The following is a 19,761-nucleotide window of genomic DNA, read 5'->3' on the forward strand; positions in this document are numbered from 1 at the left end:
GAGCCCCACTTGACCAAGGAAGGACCAGGAGTCCGTTGAGCCCGGAACCCACGCAGTCCCGACACAGCACCGGCGGGCGGCGGTGGCGGCTGCACCGTGGCGGCATCGTCAACATCTGGCAGTACGCCGAGCAGGAGTTCGACTTCTCCGGCGGCCGGGTGATCTTCCAGGGCACCAACGGCTCGGGCAAGTCCCGCACGCTGGAGCTGCTGTTCCCGCTGTGCCTGGACGGCGAGCTGCGCTACCTGGGGTCCAAGGGCGCCGGCACGGTGTCCATCCGCCGGCTGATGCTGGACGACTACGACGCCGGCCCCAACCGGGTCGGCTACACCTGGGTCGAGCTGGTCCGCTCCACCGGTTCCGGCGAGGAGTACCTGACCTGCGGGCTGGGCCTGAAGGCGTCCAAGAGTTCCCAGCAGATCACCGACTCGTGGCGGTTCATCACCCCGGCGCGGGTCGGCAGGCAGTTCCGCCTGGTCGGCGCGGACGAGGTGCCGCTGGGCCGGATCCACCTGCGCGACGAGATCGGCGCGGACTGCCTCTACGAGGAGGCGGCGTTCCGCGCGAAGATCGCCGAGACCGTCTACGGCATGCCCGCCGGCCGCTACGGCGACCTGCTGCACCTGCAACGCACCCTGCGCAACCCGGACGTGGGCCTGAAGGTGCTGGACGGCCAGTTGGAGCAGATCCTCTCCGACGCGCTGCCGCCGCTGGACCCGGGCATGGTCGAGCACATCGCCACCTCGTTCGACGACCTGGAGTCGATCCGGGAGAACATCACCCGGCTCAGCGACGCCGACCAGGCGCTCGGCAAGTTCCTGTCCACCTACTCCGACTACGCGCTGCGGGGCCTGCGCTCGGCCGCCGAGCAGTGGGAGAGCGCCGAGGGCGGGGTGCGGGCGCGGCAGCGGGAGACCCGCACCCTGGCCGGGCAGCTGGCCGAGGCGCAGCGCAGGCGGGCCGAGGCGGACCAGCGGCACGCCGAACTGGAGGCGGCCGAGCAGACCACCGACGAGCAGATCAACGGCCTCAAGCAGGCGCCCGCCTACCGGGACCTGCAGGACCTGCGCGGCCAGGAGGCGGTGGTGGCGGCCGAGCGGGCCGCGGCCAGCACCGCGCTGGAGGCCGCGGCGCGGCAGCGCGCCCAGGAGAACAGCGCGGCCGAGGGCGTGCTGCGGCTGCACCGCCGGCTCGCCCAGGACCTGGCCGCGGCCGCGGCGGACTGCGCCGAGCCGCTGCGCCGCCGCCTGGTGCAGGCCGGGCTGGACACCGGTCTGTGCCCGGAACTGCCGGTGCTGGCCGAGGCCACGGCGGGTGCGGTCGAGGACCGGGTGCGGGTGGGCCCGGACCCGGAGGCCGAGCCGGTCGCGGTCACCCGGGTGATCCCGCCGGTCGTCGACGGCGAGGAACTGGGCAAGGCACTGGACGTGGCGGCCGAGGCGGCCGACGCCGCCGTGGCCGTGGTGCGCCAGCGCGCGGCCCTGGTGCTGAACCTGCACCAGCAGGCCAGCGACCTGGACGCGCAGCAGCAGCGGCTGGACGGCCAGCGCCGGTCCGCCCAGGACGCCCAGCAGGCCGCGACCGAGGCCGCCGCCCGGCGCGAGGCCGCCGCCAAGGACCTGGGTGCCGCCGCGCGCGACTGGCTGCGCCGGGTGACCCAGTGGCGCGACGCGGTGGCCGCCGAAGGGTCCACCGTGGAGCTTGAACTGCCCGCGGTGGACGAGCTGGTCGCCGACCCGGGTGCGGCCAGGGCACTGGCCGGACAGGCCAGGCAGGCGATCACCCCGCTGCTGAACCAGGCCAGGGAAGCAGAACACGGCCTGGCCCGGCGCCGCGCGGAGATCCAGCAGCGCATCGACGCCCACCAGGCCGAACTGGCCGGCTTGCGCGCCGGTGGGGAACGGGAACCGGAGCCACCCCGGTACGCCACCCAGCCCCGCGACCCGGCCGGCGGCGCGCCGTTCTACCGGCTGGTCGACTTCCACCCCGACCTGACCACGGTGCAGCGCGCCGACCTGGAAGCCGCCATCCAGGCCAGCGGCCTGCTCAACGCCTGGGTGAGCGCCACCGGCGAGGTGCGCGCCGACGCGCGCGGCGAGGTCTTCGCCACCGTGCACGGCCCGGCACTGGCCGACGGCGGCCTGGCCGAGGTGCTGGTGCCGGCCACCGACGCGGACTGCCCGGTCCCCGCCGACGTGGTGGCCGCCCTTCTCGCCCGGATCAGCACGACTACCAGCGCTGACTCTGCTGACTCGGCTGGCCTTGCGGTCTCGCCCACCGGGCACTGGCGGGCCGGCGCGCTGGCCGGCGCGTGGTCCAAGCCGGCGGCCGAGTTCATCGGCGCGGGCGCGCGCGAGGCGGCCCGGCGGCAGCGGATCAGCCTGCTCGACGAGGAACTGCGCGCGCTGCGCAGCGAACTGGCCGGCGCCGGCGGTGAGCTGGCCGAGGCACGCGAGCGGGTGAGCGCGTGGGAGCGGCGGATCGAGGAGTTCCCCGGCGACGGCGAACTGATCGCCGGGCACGGCCGGCTCCAGGCCACCGAGGAAGCCGCCGAGCGGGCCCTGCACCAGGCGCTGGCCCTGCGCGAGCAGGCCGAGGCAGCCCAGGGCCGGTGGGAGGCGGCGCGCGGCGAACTGGCCCGCCACGCCGGTGCGGCCGGTCTGTCCAGCCCGACCACCGAGGCGCTGCGCCAGGCCCGCCAGGCCACCCAGGACGCCCAGCACAGCGCGGAACGCCTGGCCGAGGCGCTGCGCCGGCAGTGCCGCAACACCCTCAACGACCTGGTCACCGCCGGCCACACGCACCAGGCGGCCATCGCCGACCGGACCACGGCCGAACGCGAGGCCGAAGCCCGGTGTCGGTCCTATGTGGCCGGTGCGGCGCGGCTGGCCGAACTCAGCAAAGCCGTTGGCGGGGAAGCCAAGCAGGTCGCGGACACCCTGCGCGAGCTGGAGCAGGGCCGGGGCCGGCTGCGCGAGGAACTCAGGCAGGTTCGCGAACGCGTGGCCGACCTGCGCGAGCAGGCCGCCAAACTGGACGCCCTGCTCGGCACCGCCCGCGACGCCCTGGCCGGCGCCGAGGCCAACCACGAGCGCGCCAAGGAGGCGTTCCGCCAGGCCGCGGCCGCCCCCGGCATCGTGGCCGCGGCCTTCCCCGCGCTGGAGACCCTGCCCGACACCGACGACCTGGCGGCGGTGCGCGCGGCCATCGCCGAGGCCGGCAACCGGCGCGGGGCGGTGGAGAGCAACGTGCTGGCCAAGCTCCAGGCGTTGCAGACCTCGCTGTCCGGCAGCCACGACATCACCGCCGAGCACCACGCCGGCCTGCTCACCGTGACCGTGACCGGCGAGGACGGCCCGCGCCCGGTGGCCGTGGCCGCGCGCCAGGTGTCCGCGAAACTGGCCGAGCAGCGCGGTTTCCTGGACGAGCGCTACCAGGACATCTTCGCCGACTACCTGATCCGCGACGTGGCCGAGTCGCTGCGCGAGCAGATCGCGGTCGCCGAGGACCTGAGCCGGCGGATGAACGAGGTGTTGGCCAGGGCGCGGTCCAGTCAGGGTGTGCACGTGAAGCTGACCTGGAAGACGTCGGCGGCGCTGGACGAGGACACCCGGCAGGCGCTGGAGCTGGTGCGGATGCCGTTCGGGGAGCGCACGCCCGAGCAGGACGCGTTGCTGCGCCGGATGTTCACCGAGCGCATCGAGCTGGAGCGGGGTTCGGCGTCCGGTGGTTACGCCGAGATCCTGGCCAGGGCACTCGACTACCGGTCGTGGTACGAGTTCAAGGTGACCGTGGCCGACACCGGCCCGGACGGGCGCTCGCGGGAGCGGCGGCTGCGCCAGCTGTCCTCGGGGGAGACGCGGCTGGTGTCGTACGTGACGCTGTTCGCGGCGGCGGCGTCGTTCTACGACGCGGTCGGTGACGGCGCCGCCGGGTTCGACCCGCTGCGGCTGGTGCTGCTGGACGAGGCGTTCGAGCGGTTGGACGACCCGACGATCCAGCGGATGCTGGGCCTGCTGGTGGATCTGGACATGGACTGGGTGATCACCTGGCCGAGCGGCTGGGGCGTGTCCGAGAAGATCCCGCGCATGCACATCTACGACGTGCTGCGCCCGCGCGCGGGCGGTGGTGTGGCGTGCACCCAGACCACTTGGGACGGTGCCGGTCTGGACCGCGTCGACCCGTAGCCCCAGGGCCACCCCGGGTCGCACCCGGAGCGAACACCAGGGTGCGACCGGGGTTTCACCCGGTGGTCGGAGATCGATCTACTTGGGACTGTTGTCGCATGACGACAACAGCCAAGTCACGGCTCAGCCGGAAGGCCGTCCTGCTGCTCGGCGCGGCCGTGCTGGCCCTCGCCCCGGTCACCGCGGCCTGCGCCACCGCCAGCGCCGACACCAGCGTCGACAGCGGCGCCGACAGCAGCGGGGCCGACCGGCACCAGAACCAGAATCCCCTGCTGGCGGCCCGGCACCTGACCACACTGTCCCAACAGGACGTGGTCGCCGCACTGCGCACCGCCCAGTTCGACCCGGGCGTCGCCAAGTACGGGGTGGACACCTACCAGCTGGTCTACCGCACCTCCGACGAGCGGGGACAGTCCACGGTGGCCAGCGGTCTGCTGGTGCTGCCCGCCAACGGGGAGCGGGAACTGCGCCCGGTTTCCTTCACCCACGGCACCACCAGCTACAAGTTCGACGCCCCCTCGATGAAGCAGCCCTCGGACTTCGCGGTCGCCCCGGTGCTGAGCTACGGCGCGGCCGGCTTCGCCGCGGTCGCCCCGGACTACCTCGGCCTGGGCATCAGCCCGGGGCCGCACCCCTGGATGGACGTGCCGACCGAGACCACCGCGTCGCTGGACATGCTGCGGGCGGCCCGAGGTTTCGTCACCGGACAGGGTCGGAAACTGGACCGCGAGGTGATGGTCACCGGGTTCTCGCAGGGCGCCTCGGCCGCGCTCGGACTGGCCCGCGACCTCCAGGCCGGCCGCGCGCCGGAGTTCCGACTGGGCGCGCTGGCGCCGGTCAGCGGTGCCTACGACTTCCAGCACGCCGAACTGCCGGCGCTGCTCAACGGGGAGCTGGAACCGAAGAGCAGTGCCCTGTACGCGGCCTACCTGCTGGTCTCGTGGAACCGCCTGCACCACCTGTACGACTCGCCGAGCGAGATGTTCCAGGCCCCCTACGACGCCACCATCGAGCACCTGTTCGACAGTACGGCGCCTGGCCGTGACCTGATGACCGGCACGCCCGCCCGGGTCGACCAGCTGCTCACCCCGCGCGCGCTGGAACTGCTGCGCAACCCGGACGGACCGCTGGCCGCCGCGCTGCGCGTGTCCGACAGCGTGTGCACGGACTGGGCGCCCCGGGTGCCCACCCGCCTGTACGTGATGGCCGGCGACGAGCAGGCCGTGGACACGAACACCGAGCACTGCCGGTCCGGCCTGCGCGCCAACGGCGTCGACCCGCAGGTCGTCACCGTCGGCCCCGGCGAGTACCAGGGCTCCCGGCACCTGGGGTCCAACGCACTGGCCACACCGTCCATCGTGGAGTGGTTCGTCCAGCTGGCGGGGTGAGAACCCTCCGGCCGCCGAGCCCTGGCGAGATCCCTCGCCAGCGCTGGTTGCGCGTGGGTGGCGCTGGACGTCGCCCCTGCCGAACGAATCACGTCACGGACAGGCACGGTCATGAACGCATCTGGTCGGGGAACCCGCACCTGGTCGTCGTTTGTCGCCCCCGTCGGCAAACCGGCGACAACCCGACGGTTGGCGGAAGTCCGCCTTGCCCCGGCCCCGTCCTGGGAACGTCACACGACAGCGATGGCGTCGATCTCGACGAGGAATCCGGGGCCCAGGCCGGCGACGACGTGGACCGTGATGGCCGGCGGCGGATCGGCCCGGTTCCACACCCGCTGGAAGGCGGCCACGCCTTCGTCGAGCGAGTGGCCGTCCACCACGGCGATGGTCCAGGACACGATGTTCGCCAGGGTTGCCCCCTCGCTCTCCAGGATGGTGGCGAGGTTGCGCAACGCCTGCTCGGCCTGCTCCCCGACCGTGGGCCCGACGACCTTTCCGTCCGCGTCGACACCGTTCTGCCCGCCGATGTAGATCGTCTTCGTGGGCTGTTCGACCACGACTGCCTGGCTGAAGGCCGGGCTGCGGTGGAGTCCCTCGGGGTTGATGTGCCGTACGGCCATGTGCTTGCCCTTCCGCGCTGGCGAAACCATTTAAACCGGTTATCCCTGACGACACTAGTTATAGTGGTTTCATGCGAACGAACGCAACCGGACGGGTCCTGCACGACACCCGGGGAGGGTCGTTCCGGTTCGACGCCGGTGCCGTCTGCCTGGACTTCGCCCACAGCGGTGGCGAGGGCGAGTACGCGGTGTACGAGACCCTCCACGAGCCCTCCGACCTGGCCGAGTGGTTGGCGCAGCCGCCGCTGGCCGCGGTCATGACGGTCCAAGTGACAGCCCGCGAACTGGCCGAGGCCAAGTCCCTCCGCCAGGCGATCTGGGACGCGGCGCACGCCCAGGCCGCACGTCGTCCCCTCCCCGTCGAGGCGATCGCGACCATCAACCGGGCCGCGGCCGCCGCACCGCTGGTCCCCGAGCTGACCAACGACCTGACCGCGCGGTGGGCGCCGCCGGTTCGGGCGACGCACGCGCTGTCGACGTTGGCTCGGGAGATGATCGAACTGCTGTCCGGACCGCTCGCCAACCGGATCCGCGAGTGCGCGAGCGACAACTGCCCACTCGTGTTCGTCGACTCGTCCCGGCCCGGCGCCCGCCGCTGGTGTGCGATGGAGCGCTGCGGCAACCGCCACAAGCTCCGCGCCCTGCGCACCCGGCGGAGCACCACTCCGTGACGCGGCCACGGACACGACCAGTCCGGTGTCCGCCCGAACATGCTGCGCCTCGCTGCGGCGAAGTACCCGAAGCGCGCTGATGCCGCTGATCTGGCTCACCGCATCGTGCTGGCCCTCGCGCAGGCTGACCAACACGATGCGGTTCTTCAGGTGGGCGAGTGACACCGACGAAGTCGGCGTTGGCTGGGCCGAGCAGTTGGGGTGACCCCGCTCGGTGGAATGGGTCAGTGCTGTCCACAGTGGAATGTGATCAGGTCACCGGGGTGTTCTGGCCGACGCGGATGCGCCACTCGCCGTTGGTGCGCTGCGCGACGAGCAGGAGGATCGCCGCCATCGGGTCCTCGCCAGCGACCTGGCCGTCCGCCCCGTCCTGGCGGGTTCGCTGGCGGGCGTGGACCGCGGCCAGGTCCGGGGCGAGGTGGGTGATGTTCTCGATGGTGTAGCTGACGCTGATCCGCTCCAGCGGCCCGCCCGGAGCGAACACGAACGACTGGGCGCGGTGCAGCGCCTGCTTGTCCCTGACCAGGTTGCCGCCGAAGTTGACGAAGACCGGCTCGTCGGCGAACAGGTCGTTCATCGCCCTGGCGTTGTTGGTGTTGAAGGCGTTCTCGTAGCTCCTGACGAGGTCGGCCAGTTGGTCATCGGTGTTGGTCGGCACGCGATCCTCCTGTCGCCTGTGGACAGGACCAAGCCTGCTACTTCCAGCTAACCCGAGGTCAAGGAGCCGGCTGCCACGCCGCGGCAGCCATCGGGAACACGACGGCGGCCAGGGGAATCAGTCGCGCTCCGGGGAGAACGGGCCGCCGTTGCCGAAGACGAGCTTGGCGAAGCGCTCACCGATGCGGCGGTGCGTGGCCGCGTCCGGGTGGAGTTGGTCGGGCAGGGGCAGCTCGGCGAAGTCCGCCGCGCCGTAGAGGTCGAGGCCGTCGAGGTAGGTCAGGTTCGGGTCGTCGGCGCTCCGCTGCCGGACGATGCGGGACAGTTCCTCCCGGATGACGGTGAGCGTCAGCTTTCCCTTGGCACGCTCGGCCGGGTCACCGGTCGCGCGGAACCGCACTTCGCCGGCGCGCAGCGCGTCGAGGTCGAACGCGCCGGGGCCAGGGGTGTCCTCGTGGATGGGGCAGTGGATCGGCGAGACGACCAGCAGCGGCGTGGTGGGGTGGCCCTCGCGGATGGTGTCGAGGAAGCCGTGCACCGCCGGGCCGAACGCGCGCAGCCGCATCAGGTCCGCGTTGACCAGGTTGATGCCGATCTTGACGCTGATCAGGTCGGCGGGCGTGTCCCGCATCGTGCGGGCGGTGAACGGGTCGAGCAGGGCGCTGCCGCCGAACCCGAGGTTGACCAGGTCCACGCCACCCAGCGCGGCGGCCAGGGCCGGCCAGATGGTGGTGGGGCTGGCGGCGTTGGAGCCGTGGCTGATCGAACTGCCGTGGTGCAGCCACACCGGGCGGCCCCGGTCCGGTACGGGCTCGACCGGGGCGTTGGCGCGCAGGGCGACGAGTTGGGTGGTCTCGTTGTGCGGCAACCAGATCTCGACGTCCTTGCCGTGCTCGGGCAGGTCGGAGAAGCGGAGGGTGCTGACCGGGCCGGGCCGGTGTTCGGCGTTGCCGGTGGCCATGTCGATGGTCAGGGTGTCGCCACCGGTCGCGGTGGCCTGGCCGGTGAGGTGACCGTCAACGAGCAGGTCGTACACGCCCTCCGGGCGGGGCGGGACACCCCGGTAGACGCGCTTGGTGGGCAGCGTGTCCAGTTCCACGGCGGTGGCCCGGGTGCGGAAGACCAGCCGCACGCCGGAGGGCTGGGACTCGGCCATGGCCAGTTGCGGGTCGGTGCACTGGGCGCGGGCCCACGCGGGCAGCCGGTGCGGCAGCAGGCCGCGCTCGGTGCGCTCCAGGTCGAGGGCGCCGCGCAGGAGGTCGGCGGTGATGGGCGTGCTGATCCAGGTGTGCTGGGTGTGCGTCATGTCAACCTGCTGATCGAGAGGGGGAGCGCTCGGGTTCGGTGGTGCGGTGTGGAGGTAGCGGCCCGCGCGGGGCGTGCGCCGAGGGTCAGGGCGCTGGCCAGTTGCGCAGCAGGGCGTCGAGCGCGTCCAGGGTGCGCGTCCAGCTCTCCTGGGAGTCGGGGGCGCTGTGGCTGAACCCGCCGCTCAGCTCCAACGTCACGTAGCCGTGGAAGACGCTGCCCAGCAGCCGGACCGCGTGGGTCTGGTCCGGTTCGCTCAGGTCGTAGCCGCGCAGGACCGCCCGGGTCAACTGGGCGTGCCGGACCCCGGCGCTGGCGGCGGCCGTCGCCGAGTCGAGCCGGAGCTGGGCGGCGGCGTAGCGGCCGGGGTGCTCGCGGGCGTAGTCGCGGTAGACGTTGGCCAGGGCGGTCAGCGCGTCCTTGCCGGCCCGGCCGGCCAGGGCGTCGGCGGCCCGGTCGGCGAGTTCCTCCAGGGCGAGCAGGGCGATCCTGGTCCTGAGGTCCTGGGAGTTCTTCACGTGCGAGTACAGGCTCGCCACCTTGACGTCGAACCGCCTGGCCAACGCCGAGACGGTCACCTGGTCGAAGCCGACCTCGTCGGCCAGTTCCGCCCCGGCCTGGGTGAGGCGTTCCGCAGTCAGTCCCGCGCGTGCCATGCCCTTCCTTCCCCTTGCCTAACTCCAACGTACATCCACCTAAAGCATTTAGGCAACCGGGGTGGAAGGTTAGGCAGCAGGTCATGCTGAGTGGGCGGCTTCGCGAGTGACGTCGAAGGTGTCGAAGGTGTTGTGCTTGTCGACTTTCGTTGTATCGTTTTTCGATAACAACGATTATCGATAAGCAAGGGGGCGTTCAGATGCGGAACCGAGATCCCCTGGAGCCGGCGGCGTCGCTGGTGCGCATGGTGGCCGCCTTCGCCGGCGTGCTGGCGGTGCTGGCGGTGCTGCTGAGGATCTTCGGCACGGGCGGCTCGTTGTTCGGTTTCGGTGCCGAGACCGTGTGTGTGGAGGCGCGGGCCGGGCTGGTTCCGAACGTCCTGTCGTCCGCCGAGTTGGCGCCGGACACGGCGGCGGGTGTGAACGCGTCCCCGGCGAGTGTGAGCCTCTGCACGGCCGCGCCGACGTGGTCACAGCGCACCCTGCTGGTGCTCACCCAGCTGCCGAGCTTCCTGGTGTTCGCGGCCGCGCTGGTGCTGGCCACCCGGGCGATCAGGCTGGCGGGGCGGGGCGGGATCTTCACGGCGGCCACGGCGGGTCGGCTGCGCCTGCTCGGCTGGTTCGTGCTGCTCGGTGAGGTGGTGGTCACGCTGGTCGAGACGATCGCCCGCAGCGCGCTGGCCAGTACGATGCTCACCCAGCCGCTGGGTGGACAGTTCGGCCTGAACGACTGGAACCCGCCGGTGCTGGCGGTGTTCCTCGGGGCGGTGCTCATCTCGATGGCCAGGATCATGCGGGTCGGCACGGCCATGCGTGAGGACCTGGAAGGAACGGTGTAGGCGTGTCGGACGAGGCGGAGTCCCACGGCATCGAGGTGACCCTCGACCGGCTGTTGCGGGAGCGGGGGATGACGCTGACCGAGCTGTCCCAGCGGGTGGGGGTCTCGCTGGTGAACCTGTCGGTCCTGAAGAACGGCAGGGCCAGGGCGATCCGGTTCAGCACGTTGAGCCGGCTGTGCGCGGTGCTCGACTGCCAGCCGGGCGATCTGCTCGGCTACCGGCCGCGCGAGCCGAACCCCTGACCGTCCACAGCGGACCGAGCTGCAGCTCCACAGTGGACGGCGGCCGGGGGACTGCGGGTCGACCGCCGTCCACTGTGGTCAGCTGTGGTCAGCCGCGCGCGGGCGCGGGCTGGGGTTGGGCCGGTGGCGCGGGCAGGGCGGCGCGGTGCAGCGGGCGCAGCACGACGCCGCTCGCCGGGCGGGCCGGGATGCGGCTCAGGGAGATGGTCAGGTCCTGGTCGGGCACCTCGTAGTCCAGCTGGGCCAGCCGCATGGCCAGCGCCGCCACCAGCGCCACGGTGAACGGCTCACCCGGGCAGCGGTGCCCGGTTCGCGGGTCCCCGGCCCCCTGAGGGACCAGGTCGAACGCCCCGGGTTCGCGGCCGAGGAACCGCCGGGGGTCGAACGTGTAGGGCTCCGGCCACAGCTCGGGGTCGTGGTTCTGGCCGTACAGGTCCAGCAGCACCAGCGCGCCCGCGGGGATGTGCTCGCCCTGCCAGGTCAGGTCGCGCACGGCGTGCCCGCCGAGGAACGGGGCGAACGGGTAGAAGCGCCGCAGTTCGTGGGCGAAGGCCAGGGCGAAGTCGGGGTCACCGGCCCGCAGCGGCACCCGGTGCTGGGGCCAGCGGTGCAGGGCGTGCCCGGCGAACGCCACGAACCAGCAGACCGCGGCGGTCGGTCGGATCACGTTGAGCAGTTCCACCGCCGCCACCCTCGGCTCCAGCGGGTTGCCCTCGGCGTCCCGGTGCTGGGCCACCACCCACAGCGCCGAGTCGGCCGGCGCGCTCGCCCCACCCTGGCGCACGTCGTCGACCAGCCGGGCGAACCGGTCCTCCCAGTGGCGCCGGGCGCGTCGGCCCCGCCAGTGCCGGGGGCCGAGCGTGGCGAAGCCGTCGACCATGGCCACCAGGTCACCGGCCAGCGCGTCCAGTTCCGCCTCGGGCAGGCTGATCCCGGCCCACCGGCACGCCCCGCGGGTCAGCACCCGGCTGGCCGCGTCGAACAGCACGACGGGTTCGTTCTCCGGCCACGACGGCAGCAGCTCGTCCCAGGCGGCCGTGACCTGCTCCACCAGCACGGCCGTGTGCTCGGGCGTGGCCAGGGACAGGAAGATGCTCTTGCGGTGGCGGTGGGCGGGCCCGTCCAGGGTGTGCACGGCGCCGTGCCCGAACAGGGTGCTCAGCACCGGACCGGGGATGGCGCCGTGCCGTTCGATGTTGGTCTCGTCGTAGAAGAGCCGGGCGGCGCCCGGCCCGCACACGCCGACCGCGGGCTGGCCGAGCAGGCGGGTGTGCACCACACCGTTCGGTGTGCGGCGCCGGCGGTTGGGCAGCCAGCCGTAACCCTCCAGCAGCAGCGGCACCGAACTGTCCACGAGTCGAGGTCGCATTGGCCTGGTATGCCCCGCGCGGCGGCTGGTCAAACGCCCATCCGGGGGTGGTGCGGCCGGGTGGGCGGGGCACCCGCCAGTTGGCTGGCCCCGTCCGGTCCGCCGGCCCTGGTCACCGCTGGTCGGCGCGCAGGAAGGCGAGGATCGCGGCGGTCTGGCCGGTGAACGAGTGCCCGACCCCGGCCAGCACGGTCACCTGGGCGTGTGGCACGGTCCGCCGGACGCGCCGCGCGGTGCCGGCCGAGTCGAACATGGCGTCCCGGTCGCCCACGGTCACCTGCACCGGCATGGACAGCCGGCGCAGGGCGTCGTCGGAGAAGATCGGCAGCGGCGCGGTGCGGTACCGGAAGTGGGTGGAGACCGACGCCATGTGGTCGGCGAAGGCCGCCATCTTCGGGTCCCGGGCGTCGATGCCCGGGCCGATCCTCATGGTCATGCGCTGCCCCCACCGGCCGAACGCCCGCAGCGGCACCGCCAGGAACATCCAGCCGTACTTCTGCCGGCCGATCCCGCCGGGGCAGAGCAGCGACAGCCGGCGCACCCGGTCGACTCGCCTGGTCGCGTAGTCCAGCCCCAGCCAGCCGCCCAGCGAGGCGCCGACCACGGACGCGCTGGTGACGCCCAGGCCGTCGAGCACGTCGTCCAGCCAGAGCGCGTACGCGTCGGAGTCCAGCGGCGGGCGGGCCGGCGCGCTCAGCCCGGGCTCGCCGATCATGTCGATGGCGTACACCCGGAAGTGCTCCGACCAGGCGGTGACGTCGTCCAGCCACATCGCCGCGTTGGTGCCCGAACCGTGCATCAGCACCAGGGGTGGCGCGTCGTGCGGACCGGACGCCACCACGAAGGTCTCGCCCTGCCTGGTGGGCACGCGCAGGTGCTCGTTGGGCACCGGCCAGCGGCGCAGGATGGCCAGGTAGTTCTGCCGGATCGCGGCGGCGCCGGCCGCTGACCTGTAGATGGCGCTCGCTGAGTGGTCGCCGCGCTGCCGGACGCGATCGGACATGGCTGCCTCCTCGGCTGCGGGGTGCTGTCGGTCAGTCGAACCTGGCCAACTACGCATCAGTACCGTAAACTACCTAAACAGGGTCATCAATAGGGAAGTTTGGGGAATGTTGTGACTATTCCTGACGGGGCGATGGTCGCGGTTCCCCGGGGTCGGGTGCGGCTGTCGGACCGGCGGACCCGGCGCGACTGGACCCTCGCGGTCGCGCCGTTCGAGTTGGCGGCGGTTCCGGTCACGCGGTCGTGGTACGCCGAGGTCACCGGGGAGCGGCCGGGCAACGCCGCGGGTGGGCGGACACCCGTGGTGGACGTGTCGTGGTGGGACGCGATCCGGTTCTGCAACGCCCTGTCCCGCCAGCAGGGCCTGCGCCCGGCGTACCACGAGCACGCCGACGGCGCGGACGTCGAGTGGGACACCACCGCAGACGGGTACCGGCTGCCGACCGAGGCCGAATGGGAGCACGCCTGCCGCGCCGGCAGCACCGGCCCCCGGTACGGGCCGCTCGACGAGATCGCCTGGTATCGGGGCAACTCCGGGGAGCGCGTGCACGACGTGGGTGGTCGGCGGCCCAACGCGTGGGGCCTGCACGACATGCTGGGCAACGCGTGGGACTGGTGCTGGGACCACTACGACACCGAGGTGTACGGCAGCTACCGGGTGCTGCGCGGCGGCGGGTGGTTCGACGAGCACTGGAGCTGCCGGGCCTCGGTGCGGCGGCGCAGCCACCCGCGCTTCCGCAGCGACGACGTGGGGTTCCGGGTGGCGCGCTCACTGCCGGGCTGAGCCGGGGTGGCGGTGGCGCTGATCAGCTGTTTTGTCGCCACCCAGGGCATCCCCCGCCCTCCCAGGGGGGCGACCCCGGGTCCAGCCTATCCGCCCCCGCCCCACAACGGCCCCGCGTCGACCGGCCCTGTGGACAACCCGAGGGCCTGTGGACAACTCCAGCCACGAACGGGTGAAAACCGCGGCCGCGCGCCGCCTTCGTGATAACAGACCAGCCCGGGCGGCGCGCTCGCCGAGCCGGGTGGCGCTGCCTCAGCCCAGGGCCAGGTCGAGGGCGTGCTCGACGTGGATGCGGGTGGAGTCGAACAGCGGCAGGGGACTGTCGGCCTGGCCGATCAGCAGGGTGATCTCGGTGCAGCCCAGGATCACCGCCTGGGCGCCGCGCTCGGCCAGCGCGGCGAGCACCCGGACGTAGCGCTGCCTGGCGGGGTCGGTGACCAGCCCCTGGGTGAGTTCGCGGTAGATGATCTCGTGCACGGCCGCGCGGTCGTCCTCGTCGGGCACGATCACCTCGATGCCGTGCCGGTCGCGCATCCGGGCCCGGTAGAAGTCCAGTTCCATGGTGTACCGGGTGCCCAGCAGGCCAACCCTGGTCAGCCCGGCGGCGCTGATCCGGGCGGCCGTGGCGTCCACGATGTGCACGAACGGCACCTCGACAGCGTCCTCAATGGACTGTGCCACCTGGTGCATGGTGTTGGTGCACAACAGGATCAGCTCGGCGCCCGCGTCCTGCAAGCGCTTGGCGCCGTCGGCGAGGAACCGGCCGGCCCGGTCCCACTCGCCGGCCTCCTGCATGGCGGCGACCGTGGCGAAGTCCACGCTGTACAGCAGGCTCGGCACGGTGCGGTGGCCGCCGAGCCGCTCCCGGCTGCCCTCGTTGAGCAACCGGTAGTACTCGGCCGACGACTCCCAGCTCATCCCGCCGAGCATCCCCACCGTGCGCATGCCGCCTCCCCGCTGTTCAGGTGCTTCACCGTGCCGACACAGCCTGACACAGCGCCCTGACCAGGGCGGTCCCCGGCCCTGGCCGGGCCGGGCGGGCGCGGGGACCACCGTGGGGATCGACCGTGGTGGTGGCCGGCCGGGTCAGCCGGCCGGGCGGGTGCCGATGGCCACGGTGGCGTCCCACTCCGCCGAGCGGGCCACCCGCACGACCAGGCCGGCGCCGGCCAGGATCGCCGCGCTGCGCTCGGCCTGGCGGGCACTGGTCTCCACCAGCAGGTGGCCGCCGGGCGCCAGCCACTCCGGTGCCTCGGCCGCGACCCGCCGGTGCACGTCCAGCCCGTCCGCGCCACCGTCCAGCGCCACCAGCGGCTCGTGGTCGCGGGCCTCCGGCGGCATCAGCCCGACCGCGTCGGTGGGCACGTAGGGCGCGTTCACCGCCAGCACCTGGACCCGGCCGCGCAGCGCCGGGGGCAGCGACCGGTAGAGGTCGCCCTGGTGGACCTGACCGCCGAGCGCGGCCACGTTGCGGCGCGCGCACGCCACCGCGGCCGGGTCGATGTCGGCGGCGTGCAGCTCGACCCGGCCCAGCGCCGCGCCGATCGCGGCACCCACCGCGCCCGACCCGCAGCACAGGTCGACCACCACGGCCCCGGCGCGCGCCAGGGCAACGGCCTGGTGCACCAGGAACTCGGTGCGCCGGCGCGGCACGAACACCGCCGGGTCCACGGCGACGCGCCGGCCGCAGAACTCGGCCCAGCCCAGCACGTGTTCCAGCGGCAGGCCGGCGACGCGGCGGTCCACCATGGACGCCAGTTCGGCCGGGGTGCGGGCGGTGTCGACGAGCAGCCGTGCCTCGTCCTCGGCGAACACGCATCCGGCGGCCCGGAGCTGGGCGACGACGGCGGAGTACGGGGGAGACAGGGGAGATAACGGAGAAACCGACATGGGAGCCTTTCGGATTGCCGAATGGGCGCTCCCCGGCTCACCCGTCCCGATGAACCGAGTGGCCGTGCGGTGGGAGCACCCGGCCTGACCGGACAGAAACCGGACTCACCTCCTCACACCGTGGGACACCAGGCGGAACCCTACCCCGGACCCGGATTCCCCTGCCGGGGCAGGACGCGGTTGGCGCGGGTGTCGTCGAACACGCCCCGCACACCGGCCGGTGTCTCCGCCCGTCACGCCGCCCGCGTCAACCGGGCGGCGTCAACCGGCGGCACCGGCCGCCCGGGTCGGCCGCCCGGGTCGGCCGCCCGGGTCGGCCGCCCAGGTCGGCCGCCCAGGTCAGCCGACCGCGCCGACCGGGCTGCCGAACCAGGTGGTCAGCGCCGCGCGCAGGCCGGAGTGGACGGTGTCGGCCGGGTCGGTCGGCCCGGCCGCCCACGCCACGTAGCCGTCCGGCCGCACCAGCAGCGCGGTCACCGGTGCCGGCGCGGGCCGGCCGGCCGCGCGGGGTTGGGCGGCCACGACGTCCACCCGGTCGCGCCAGCCGTCCGCCACCTCGGCCAGGTCCGTGCCGCCACCGCCCAGGTCGAGCAGCACCGGCCGGGCCGCGTGCATGAGGGCGGCCAACTGGGTCGGCCCGGTGGCGGTGACCAGGTCCAGATCCGGGGCGAAGTAGCCGACGAGGTCGTGCGGCGGCTCCCGGTCGGTGGCCGGGTCCATGCGGTAGCGGATGTCGGTGCCGGCCATCAAGGCGGCCACCCGCCGGGTGTTCGCCTCGTCCCGCAGCAGCTCGGCGAACAGCTCGCGCAGCGCCGTGACCTCCGCGCCCGGCTTGGTCAGCGCGGTCTGCGCCTGGGAGTGCATGGCCACCCGCTGGCCCACCGGGCGCCGCTCGGCCTGGTAGGTGTCCAGCAGCCCGGCCGGCGCGGTGCCCCGGACCTGCGCGGCCAGCTTCCAGCCGAGGTTGGCCACGTCCTGCAACCCCAGGTTGAGGCCGGGGCCGCCCATGGCGGAGTGCACGTGCGCGGCGTCGCCGGCCAGCAGCACCCGCCCGGCCCGGTACCGCTCGGCGAGCCGGGTGTTGCGACCGACCAGCCGGCGCAACGCGTTCGGCGCGCCCTGCTCGGCGGGCGGGCCGATCGGCAGGTCCGCGCCGAGCACCCGGCGGACACTGGCCCGCAGTTCGGCGATGCTCATGGGCGCGTCCTCGTCGCACGGCCGGTTCCACTCCATTGTGGACACCAGTGGCCGGCCCGGCTCCAGTTCGGCGAAGGTGAACACCCCGTGTTCGGTGCGGGTGAACCCGGGCGGCACCGGGCCGAACCCGGGCACGTCCAGGCCACCGCCCGGCCGGCGCAGTGCGTCGGGCACGCTGACGTGTGCCATGCGGGAGACCGGGTCGGTGCTGGTCTCGCCGACGAAGTCGATGCCGGCCAGCTTGCGCACGGTGCTGTGCCCGCCGTCGCAGCCGACCACGTGCGCGGCGCGCAGCCGGTAGTCGCCGTGCGGGCCGCGCACCAGCAGGTCCACCCGGTCGGCGTGCTGGGTCAGGTCCACCAGTTCGTGGCCGCGCCGAGGCAGCACGCCCAGTTCCCGCGCGCGTTCCTCCAGCAGGGCCTCCAGTCGCCGCTGCGGAACCGGCAGCACGTGCAGCGGGTTGTCGTCCACTGTGGTCAGATCGAGGGGGAGCGCGCCGAACATGTAACTGGGCACCGGAAACGGCGCGGGACGACCGCTGAACCGCTGGTAGAGGCCGCGGTGGTGGAGGAACCTGACCACCTGGCCGACCAGGCCGTTGGCCCTGGGCTCGGTGCTGCGCTCAGCAAGTCGTTCCAGCACCACCGGCCGCACCCCGGCCAGCGCCAGTTCGGCCGCCAGCATCAGGCCGTTGGGGCCGCCGCCGACGACGACCACATCAGTGACATCACTGTCCACTCAAGACTCCTGTGTGTGGGGGGCCAGCCGGATCAGGGCATGGCGAGCAGAACGGCTGTGCCGCAGCCGTTCTGGGGCGTGTGGGAAGGGTTTCGGGGGCGGTGCGGGGACCGCCGGGCGAGTGCGCGGTGCCGCGCTACCGGCCGCCGGGGTTCGCGCGGTCGGCGGACGGGTCGGGCAGCCCGGCGGGCAACTGCTCCAGTGCCGCGCGCAGCAGCGCCACGAGCGCCACCGGCGGGTCGGCGTGCAGCCACCGGTCGGTGGCCACCTGCACGGCCGTGTTCACCGCGGCGGACACCAGCCCCGGGTAGAGGTCGCGGTGCACGTCCGTGCCGGTGCGCTCGGCCACGACCGCGGCCAGCGCGTCGTCCTGGTCGAACGCCAGCCGCAGCAGCTCGCCGCGCATGCCGGGATCGCGGAGCATCCGGCGGGTGCGGGCCTGTGTCTCCGGGCTCGGTTCCTGGTCACCGCCGGCGAACGCGGCCAGCACCGCGTTGATGACCGCCGGCCACAGCGGTTCCCCGGCCGGCCGGGCCCGCAGTTCGTCGGCGGCCTGGCGCAGGCGGTCCCGGTGCCGCACGGCGATCGCCTCGTACTTGCTGGTGAAGTAGTTGTTGAAGGTGCGTGCCGACACGCCCACGCTGGCGGCGATGTCCTCGACGCGCACGTTCTCCACCCCGTGTTCCAGGGCGAGCCGCACCGCGGCCAGGCTCAACGCCGCGCGGGTTTCCTGCTTCTTGCGTTCCCGCAGCCCCGGGCGTGGGGCTGCGGACGCGGGCGGGTCGGTGTCCACGCCCACCACCGTACAGAAAGATGCGGGGTACGCAAGTATTCGGAGTCAGCAAATTTTCGGGCCGCGCAGATTTGTGCCCGCGGGTGTCCCCCGGCTACTGCCCGGTGAACCGGGCGTCACGGCGCTCCACGAAGCTGCGCAGGCCCTCGGCCGCGTCCGCGCTGGCCACGATGCCGGGCAGCAGCCCACGCAGGTGCTCGGCGGCGGCCTGCTCGGAGCCGGCCCGCAGCGCCACCCGGGCGTTGGCCAGCGTGCCCCGCACACCCAGCGGCGCCTGCGCGGCGATCAGCCGGGCCAGCTCACGGGCCCGGTCCAGGTGCGCACCCACCGGCACGACCTCCTGGACCAGGCCGATCCGGTGCGCCTCGGCCGCGCCGAACTCCTCACCGGTGAGCAGGAACCGCATGGCGTTGCCCCACCCCAGCTGGGCGGGCGCGCGCAGGGTGGCGCCGCCGAACGGCAGGATGCCCCGGCCCACTTCGAGCTGGCGGAACCGCACGTCCTCGGCGGCCACCACGATGTCGCTGGCCAGCGCCAGCTCGATGGACAGGGTGAACGCGATGCCCTGCACGGCGAGCACCACCGGCTTGTCCACCGGCGGCTTCCACAGCCCGAACGGGTCGTGCCGGCTGTCGCCGGACAGCGCGTCCGGCCCGCGCTCGACCACGGCGGGCAGCACGTCGGCCAGGTCGAGCCCGGCGCTGAAGTGCGGGCCGTGCCCGAACAGCACGCCGACCCGAACCTCCGGGTCGTCGGCCAGCCGGTCGTAGGCCGCGCCCACCGCGGAGATGGTCGCCAGGTCCCAGGCGTTGCGCTTGGCCGGGCGGTTGACGCCGATCAGCAGGACGTGACCGTCGCGCTCGACGGTGACGCGGTCGGACATGGCGCTCCTCACGGGTCGGGCAGGATGCCGGTGGGTCTTGCCACCCCGATCCTGCCCGACCGGGCACGGCGTGTCCGCGCTGTCCCGCTGTGCTGTCCCCGCTGTTGACTACGCGGGGACGGTCCACTTCTGGTTGGCGGTGCCCGCGCAGGTCCAGATCTGCAGGCGGGTGCCGTTGGCCGAGTTGTTGTCGGTCACGTCCAGGCACTTGTTGGCCGCGATGTTCACGATGTCCCTGGCCGCGGGCACGGCCCAGTTCTGCGCCCCGGTGCCGTTGCAGTCGTAGAGCTGCACCTTGGCGCCGTCGTTGGTGGCGCCGCTGGTGACGTCGAGGCACTTGCCCAGGGCGCGGATGGTGCCGTCAGCGCCGATGGTCCACTGCTGGGCGGCCGAACCATTGCAGTCGTAGAGCTGCACCGGGGTGCCGTTGGCGCTGTTGCCGCCGGCCACGTCAACGCACTTGCCGGCCAGGCCGGTGATCGGGCCGGTGCGCCCGGGGTTGCCGCCGCTCGTGTCATTGGTGACGCGCACGTAGTCCCA

The 19,761-nt window shown here is 73.2% G+C and carries 18 protein-coding genes; 6 read left to right on the forward strand and 12 right to left on the reverse strand.

Going from position 1 to position 19,761, the window contains the following annotated elements; genetic code table 11:
- The first annotated feature begins 35 nt into the window (after positions 1-35).
- Positions 36-4,187: a TIGR02680 family protein gene (locus LX83_RS25140; protein WP_253775590.1), complete on the forward strand. Its 4,152-nt coding sequence runs from the start codon at positions 36-38 to the stop codon at positions 4,185-4,187.
- A 98-nt stretch (positions 4,188-4,285) separates the two neighbouring features.
- Complete coding sequence (locus LX83_RS25145) at positions 4,286-5,575, forward strand: alpha/beta hydrolase family protein (RefSeq protein ID WP_253775592.1); 1,290 nt, start codon at positions 4,286-4,288, stop codon at positions 5,573-5,575.
- A gap of 230 nt (positions 5,576-5,805) precedes the next feature.
- Here LX83_RS25145 and LX83_RS25150 read toward each other — a convergent pair whose 3' ends face one another.
- On the reverse strand, positions 5,806-6,195 hold the full coding sequence (locus LX83_RS25150) for a RidA family protein (RefSeq protein ID WP_253775594.1): 390 nt from the start codon (positions 6,193-6,195) through the stop codon (positions 5,806-5,808).
- Between the two features lie 71 nt (positions 6,196-6,266).
- On the opposite strand from LX83_RS25150, the gene LX83_RS25155 reads away from it, so the two are divergent.
- Positions 6,267-6,866 (forward strand): CGNR zinc finger domain-containing protein, encoded by a 600-nt coding sequence (locus tag LX83_RS25155; protein ID WP_253775596.1) that lies wholly within the window; start codon positions 6,267-6,269, stop codon positions 6,864-6,866.
- A gap of 250 nt (positions 6,867-7,116) precedes the next feature.
- On the opposite strand, the gene LX83_RS25160 is transcribed toward LX83_RS25155, so the two are convergent.
- From LX83_RS25160 to LX83_RS25170, 3 genes are all read right to left on the reverse strand, one after another.
- Positions 7,117-7,524 (reverse strand): YybH family protein, encoded by a 408-nt coding sequence (locus tag LX83_RS25160; protein ID WP_253775598.1) that lies wholly within the window; start codon positions 7,522-7,524, stop codon positions 7,117-7,119.
- Between the two features lie 117 nt (positions 7,525-7,641).
- Positions 7,642-8,829, reverse strand: coding sequence for a GDSL-type esterase/lipase family protein (locus LX83_RS25165; protein ID WP_253775600.1), 1,188 nt, complete (start codon positions 8,827-8,829; stop codon positions 7,642-7,644).
- A gap of 85 nt (positions 8,830-8,914) precedes the next feature.
- On the reverse strand, positions 8,915-9,484 hold the full coding sequence (locus tag LX83_RS25170) for a TetR/AcrR family transcriptional regulator (protein ID WP_253775602.1): 570 nt from the start codon (positions 9,482-9,484) through the stop codon (positions 8,915-8,917).
- A gap of 200 nt (positions 9,485-9,684) precedes the next feature.
- On the opposite strand from LX83_RS25170, the gene LX83_RS25175 reads away from it, so the two are divergent.
- Complete coding sequence (locus LX83_RS25175; RefSeq protein ID WP_253775605.1) at positions 9,685-10,323, forward strand: DUF2975 domain-containing protein; 639 nt, start codon at positions 9,685-9,687, stop codon at positions 10,321-10,323.
- 2 nt (positions 10,324-10,325) lie between these two features.
- Positions 10,326-10,565 (forward strand): helix-turn-helix domain-containing protein, encoded by a 240-nt coding sequence (locus LX83_RS25180; protein ID WP_308204041.1) that lies wholly within the window; start codon positions 10,326-10,328, stop codon positions 10,563-10,565.
- A gap of 88 nt (positions 10,566-10,653) precedes the next feature.
- Here LX83_RS25180 and LX83_RS25185 read toward each other — a convergent pair whose 3' ends face one another.
- Entirely contained in the window at positions 10,654-11,934 is a 1,281-nt protein-coding gene (locus LX83_RS25185) for a cytochrome P450 (RefSeq protein WP_253775607.1), read from the reverse strand.
- A gap of 112 nt (positions 11,935-12,046) precedes the next feature.
- The gene (locus tag LX83_RS25190) at positions 12,047-12,937 is read right to left on the reverse strand and encodes an alpha/beta fold hydrolase (protein WP_253775609.1); all 891 of its coding nucleotides are present in this window, start codon (positions 12,935-12,937) and stop codon (positions 12,047-12,049) included.
- Positions 12,938-13,069: 132 nt separating this feature from the next.
- Between LX83_RS25190 and LX83_RS25195 the strand changes: the two genes are divergently transcribed.
- Complete coding sequence (locus tag LX83_RS25195) at positions 13,070-13,720, forward strand: formylglycine-generating enzyme family protein (protein WP_253775786.1); 651 nt, start codon at positions 13,070-13,072, stop codon at positions 13,718-13,720.
- A gap of 252 nt (positions 13,721-13,972) precedes the next feature.
- Here LX83_RS25195 and LX83_RS25200 read toward each other — a convergent pair whose 3' ends face one another.
- The 6 genes from LX83_RS25200 to LX83_RS25225 form a co-directional block, all read right to left on the reverse strand.
- Positions 13,973-14,665 carry an aspartate/glutamate racemase family protein gene (locus tag LX83_RS25200; protein ID WP_253775611.1) on the reverse strand — a complete coding sequence of 231 codons (693 nt, stop codon included), beginning with the start codon at positions 14,663-14,665 and terminating at the stop codon, positions 13,973-13,975.
- A 141-nt stretch (positions 14,666-14,806) separates the two neighbouring features.
- Positions 14,807-15,610, reverse strand: a complete 804-nt coding sequence (locus tag LX83_RS25205) for a putative protein N(5)-glutamine methyltransferase (RefSeq protein WP_253775613.1) — start codon at positions 15,608-15,610, stop codon at positions 14,807-14,809.
- 339 nt (positions 15,611-15,949) lie between these two features.
- On the reverse strand, positions 15,950-17,545 hold the full coding sequence (locus LX83_RS25210) for an FAD-dependent monooxygenase (RefSeq protein ID WP_308204042.1): 1,596 nt from the start codon (positions 17,543-17,545) through the stop codon (positions 15,950-15,952).
- Positions 17,546-17,681: 136 nt separating this feature from the next.
- Positions 17,682-18,338 (reverse strand): TetR/AcrR family transcriptional regulator, encoded by a 657-nt coding sequence (locus tag LX83_RS25215; protein ID WP_253775615.1) that lies wholly within the window; start codon positions 18,336-18,338, stop codon positions 17,682-17,684.
- Between the two features lie 94 nt (positions 18,339-18,432).
- Positions 18,433-19,221, reverse strand: coding sequence for a crotonase/enoyl-CoA hydratase family protein (locus LX83_RS25220; protein WP_253775617.1), 789 nt, complete (start codon positions 19,219-19,221; stop codon positions 18,433-18,435).
- Positions 19,222-19,329: 108 nt separating this feature from the next.
- Entirely contained in the window at positions 19,330-19,752 is a 423-nt protein-coding gene (locus LX83_RS25225) for a lectin (protein WP_253775619.1), read from the reverse strand.
- Positions 19,753-19,761 lie beyond the last annotated feature (9 nt).

It is taken from the genome of Goodfellowiella coeruleoviolacea (genome assembly GCF_024171785.1).
Lineage (GTDB): Bacteria > Actinomycetota > Actinomycetes > Mycobacteriales > Pseudonocardiaceae > Goodfellowiella > Goodfellowiella coeruleoviolacea.

Coding starts and splice junctions, on each gene's coding strand:
- LX83_RS25145 (WP_253775592.1), top strand. CDS start 4,286: ATGACGACAACAGCCAAGTCACGGCTCAGCCGGAAGGCCGTCCTGCTG.
- LX83_RS25150 (WP_253775594.1), bottom strand. CDS start 6,195: ATGGCCGTACGGCACATCAACCCCGAGGGACTCCACCGCAGCCCGGCC.
- LX83_RS25155 (WP_253775596.1), top strand. CDS start 6,267: ATGCGAACGAACGCAACCGGACGGGTCCTGCACGACACCCGGGGAGGG.
- LX83_RS25165 (WP_253775600.1), bottom strand. CDS start 8,829: ATGACGCACACCCAGCACACCTGGATCAGCACGCCCATCACCGCCGAC.
- LX83_RS25170 (WP_253775602.1), bottom strand. CDS start 9,484: ATGGCACGCGCGGGACTGACTGCGGAACGCCTCACCCAGGCCGGGGCG.
- LX83_RS25175 (WP_253775605.1), top strand. CDS start 9,685: ATGCGGAACCGAGATCCCCTGGAGCCGGCGGCGTCGCTGGTGCGCATG.
- LX83_RS25185 (WP_253775607.1), bottom strand. CDS start 11,934: ATGCGACCTCGACTCGTGGACAGTTCGGTGCCGCTGCTGCTGGAGGGT.
- LX83_RS25190 (WP_253775609.1), bottom strand. CDS start 12,937: ATGTCCGATCGCGTCCGGCAGCGCGGCGACCACTCAGCGAGCGCCATC.
- LX83_RS25195 (WP_253775786.1), top strand. CDS start 13,070: ATGGTCGCGGTTCCCCGGGGTCGGGTGCGGCTGTCGGACCGGCGGACC.
- LX83_RS25200 (WP_253775611.1), bottom strand. CDS start 14,665: ATGCGCACGGTGGGGATGCTCGGCGGGATGAGCTGGGAGTCGTCGGCC.
- LX83_RS25205 (WP_253775613.1), bottom strand. CDS start 15,610: ATGTCGGTTTCTCCGTTATCTCCCCTGTCTCCCCCGTACTCCGCCGTC.
- LX83_RS25220 (WP_253775617.1), bottom strand. CDS start 19,221: ATGTCCGACCGCGTCACCGTCGAGCGCGACGGTCACGTCCTGCTGATC.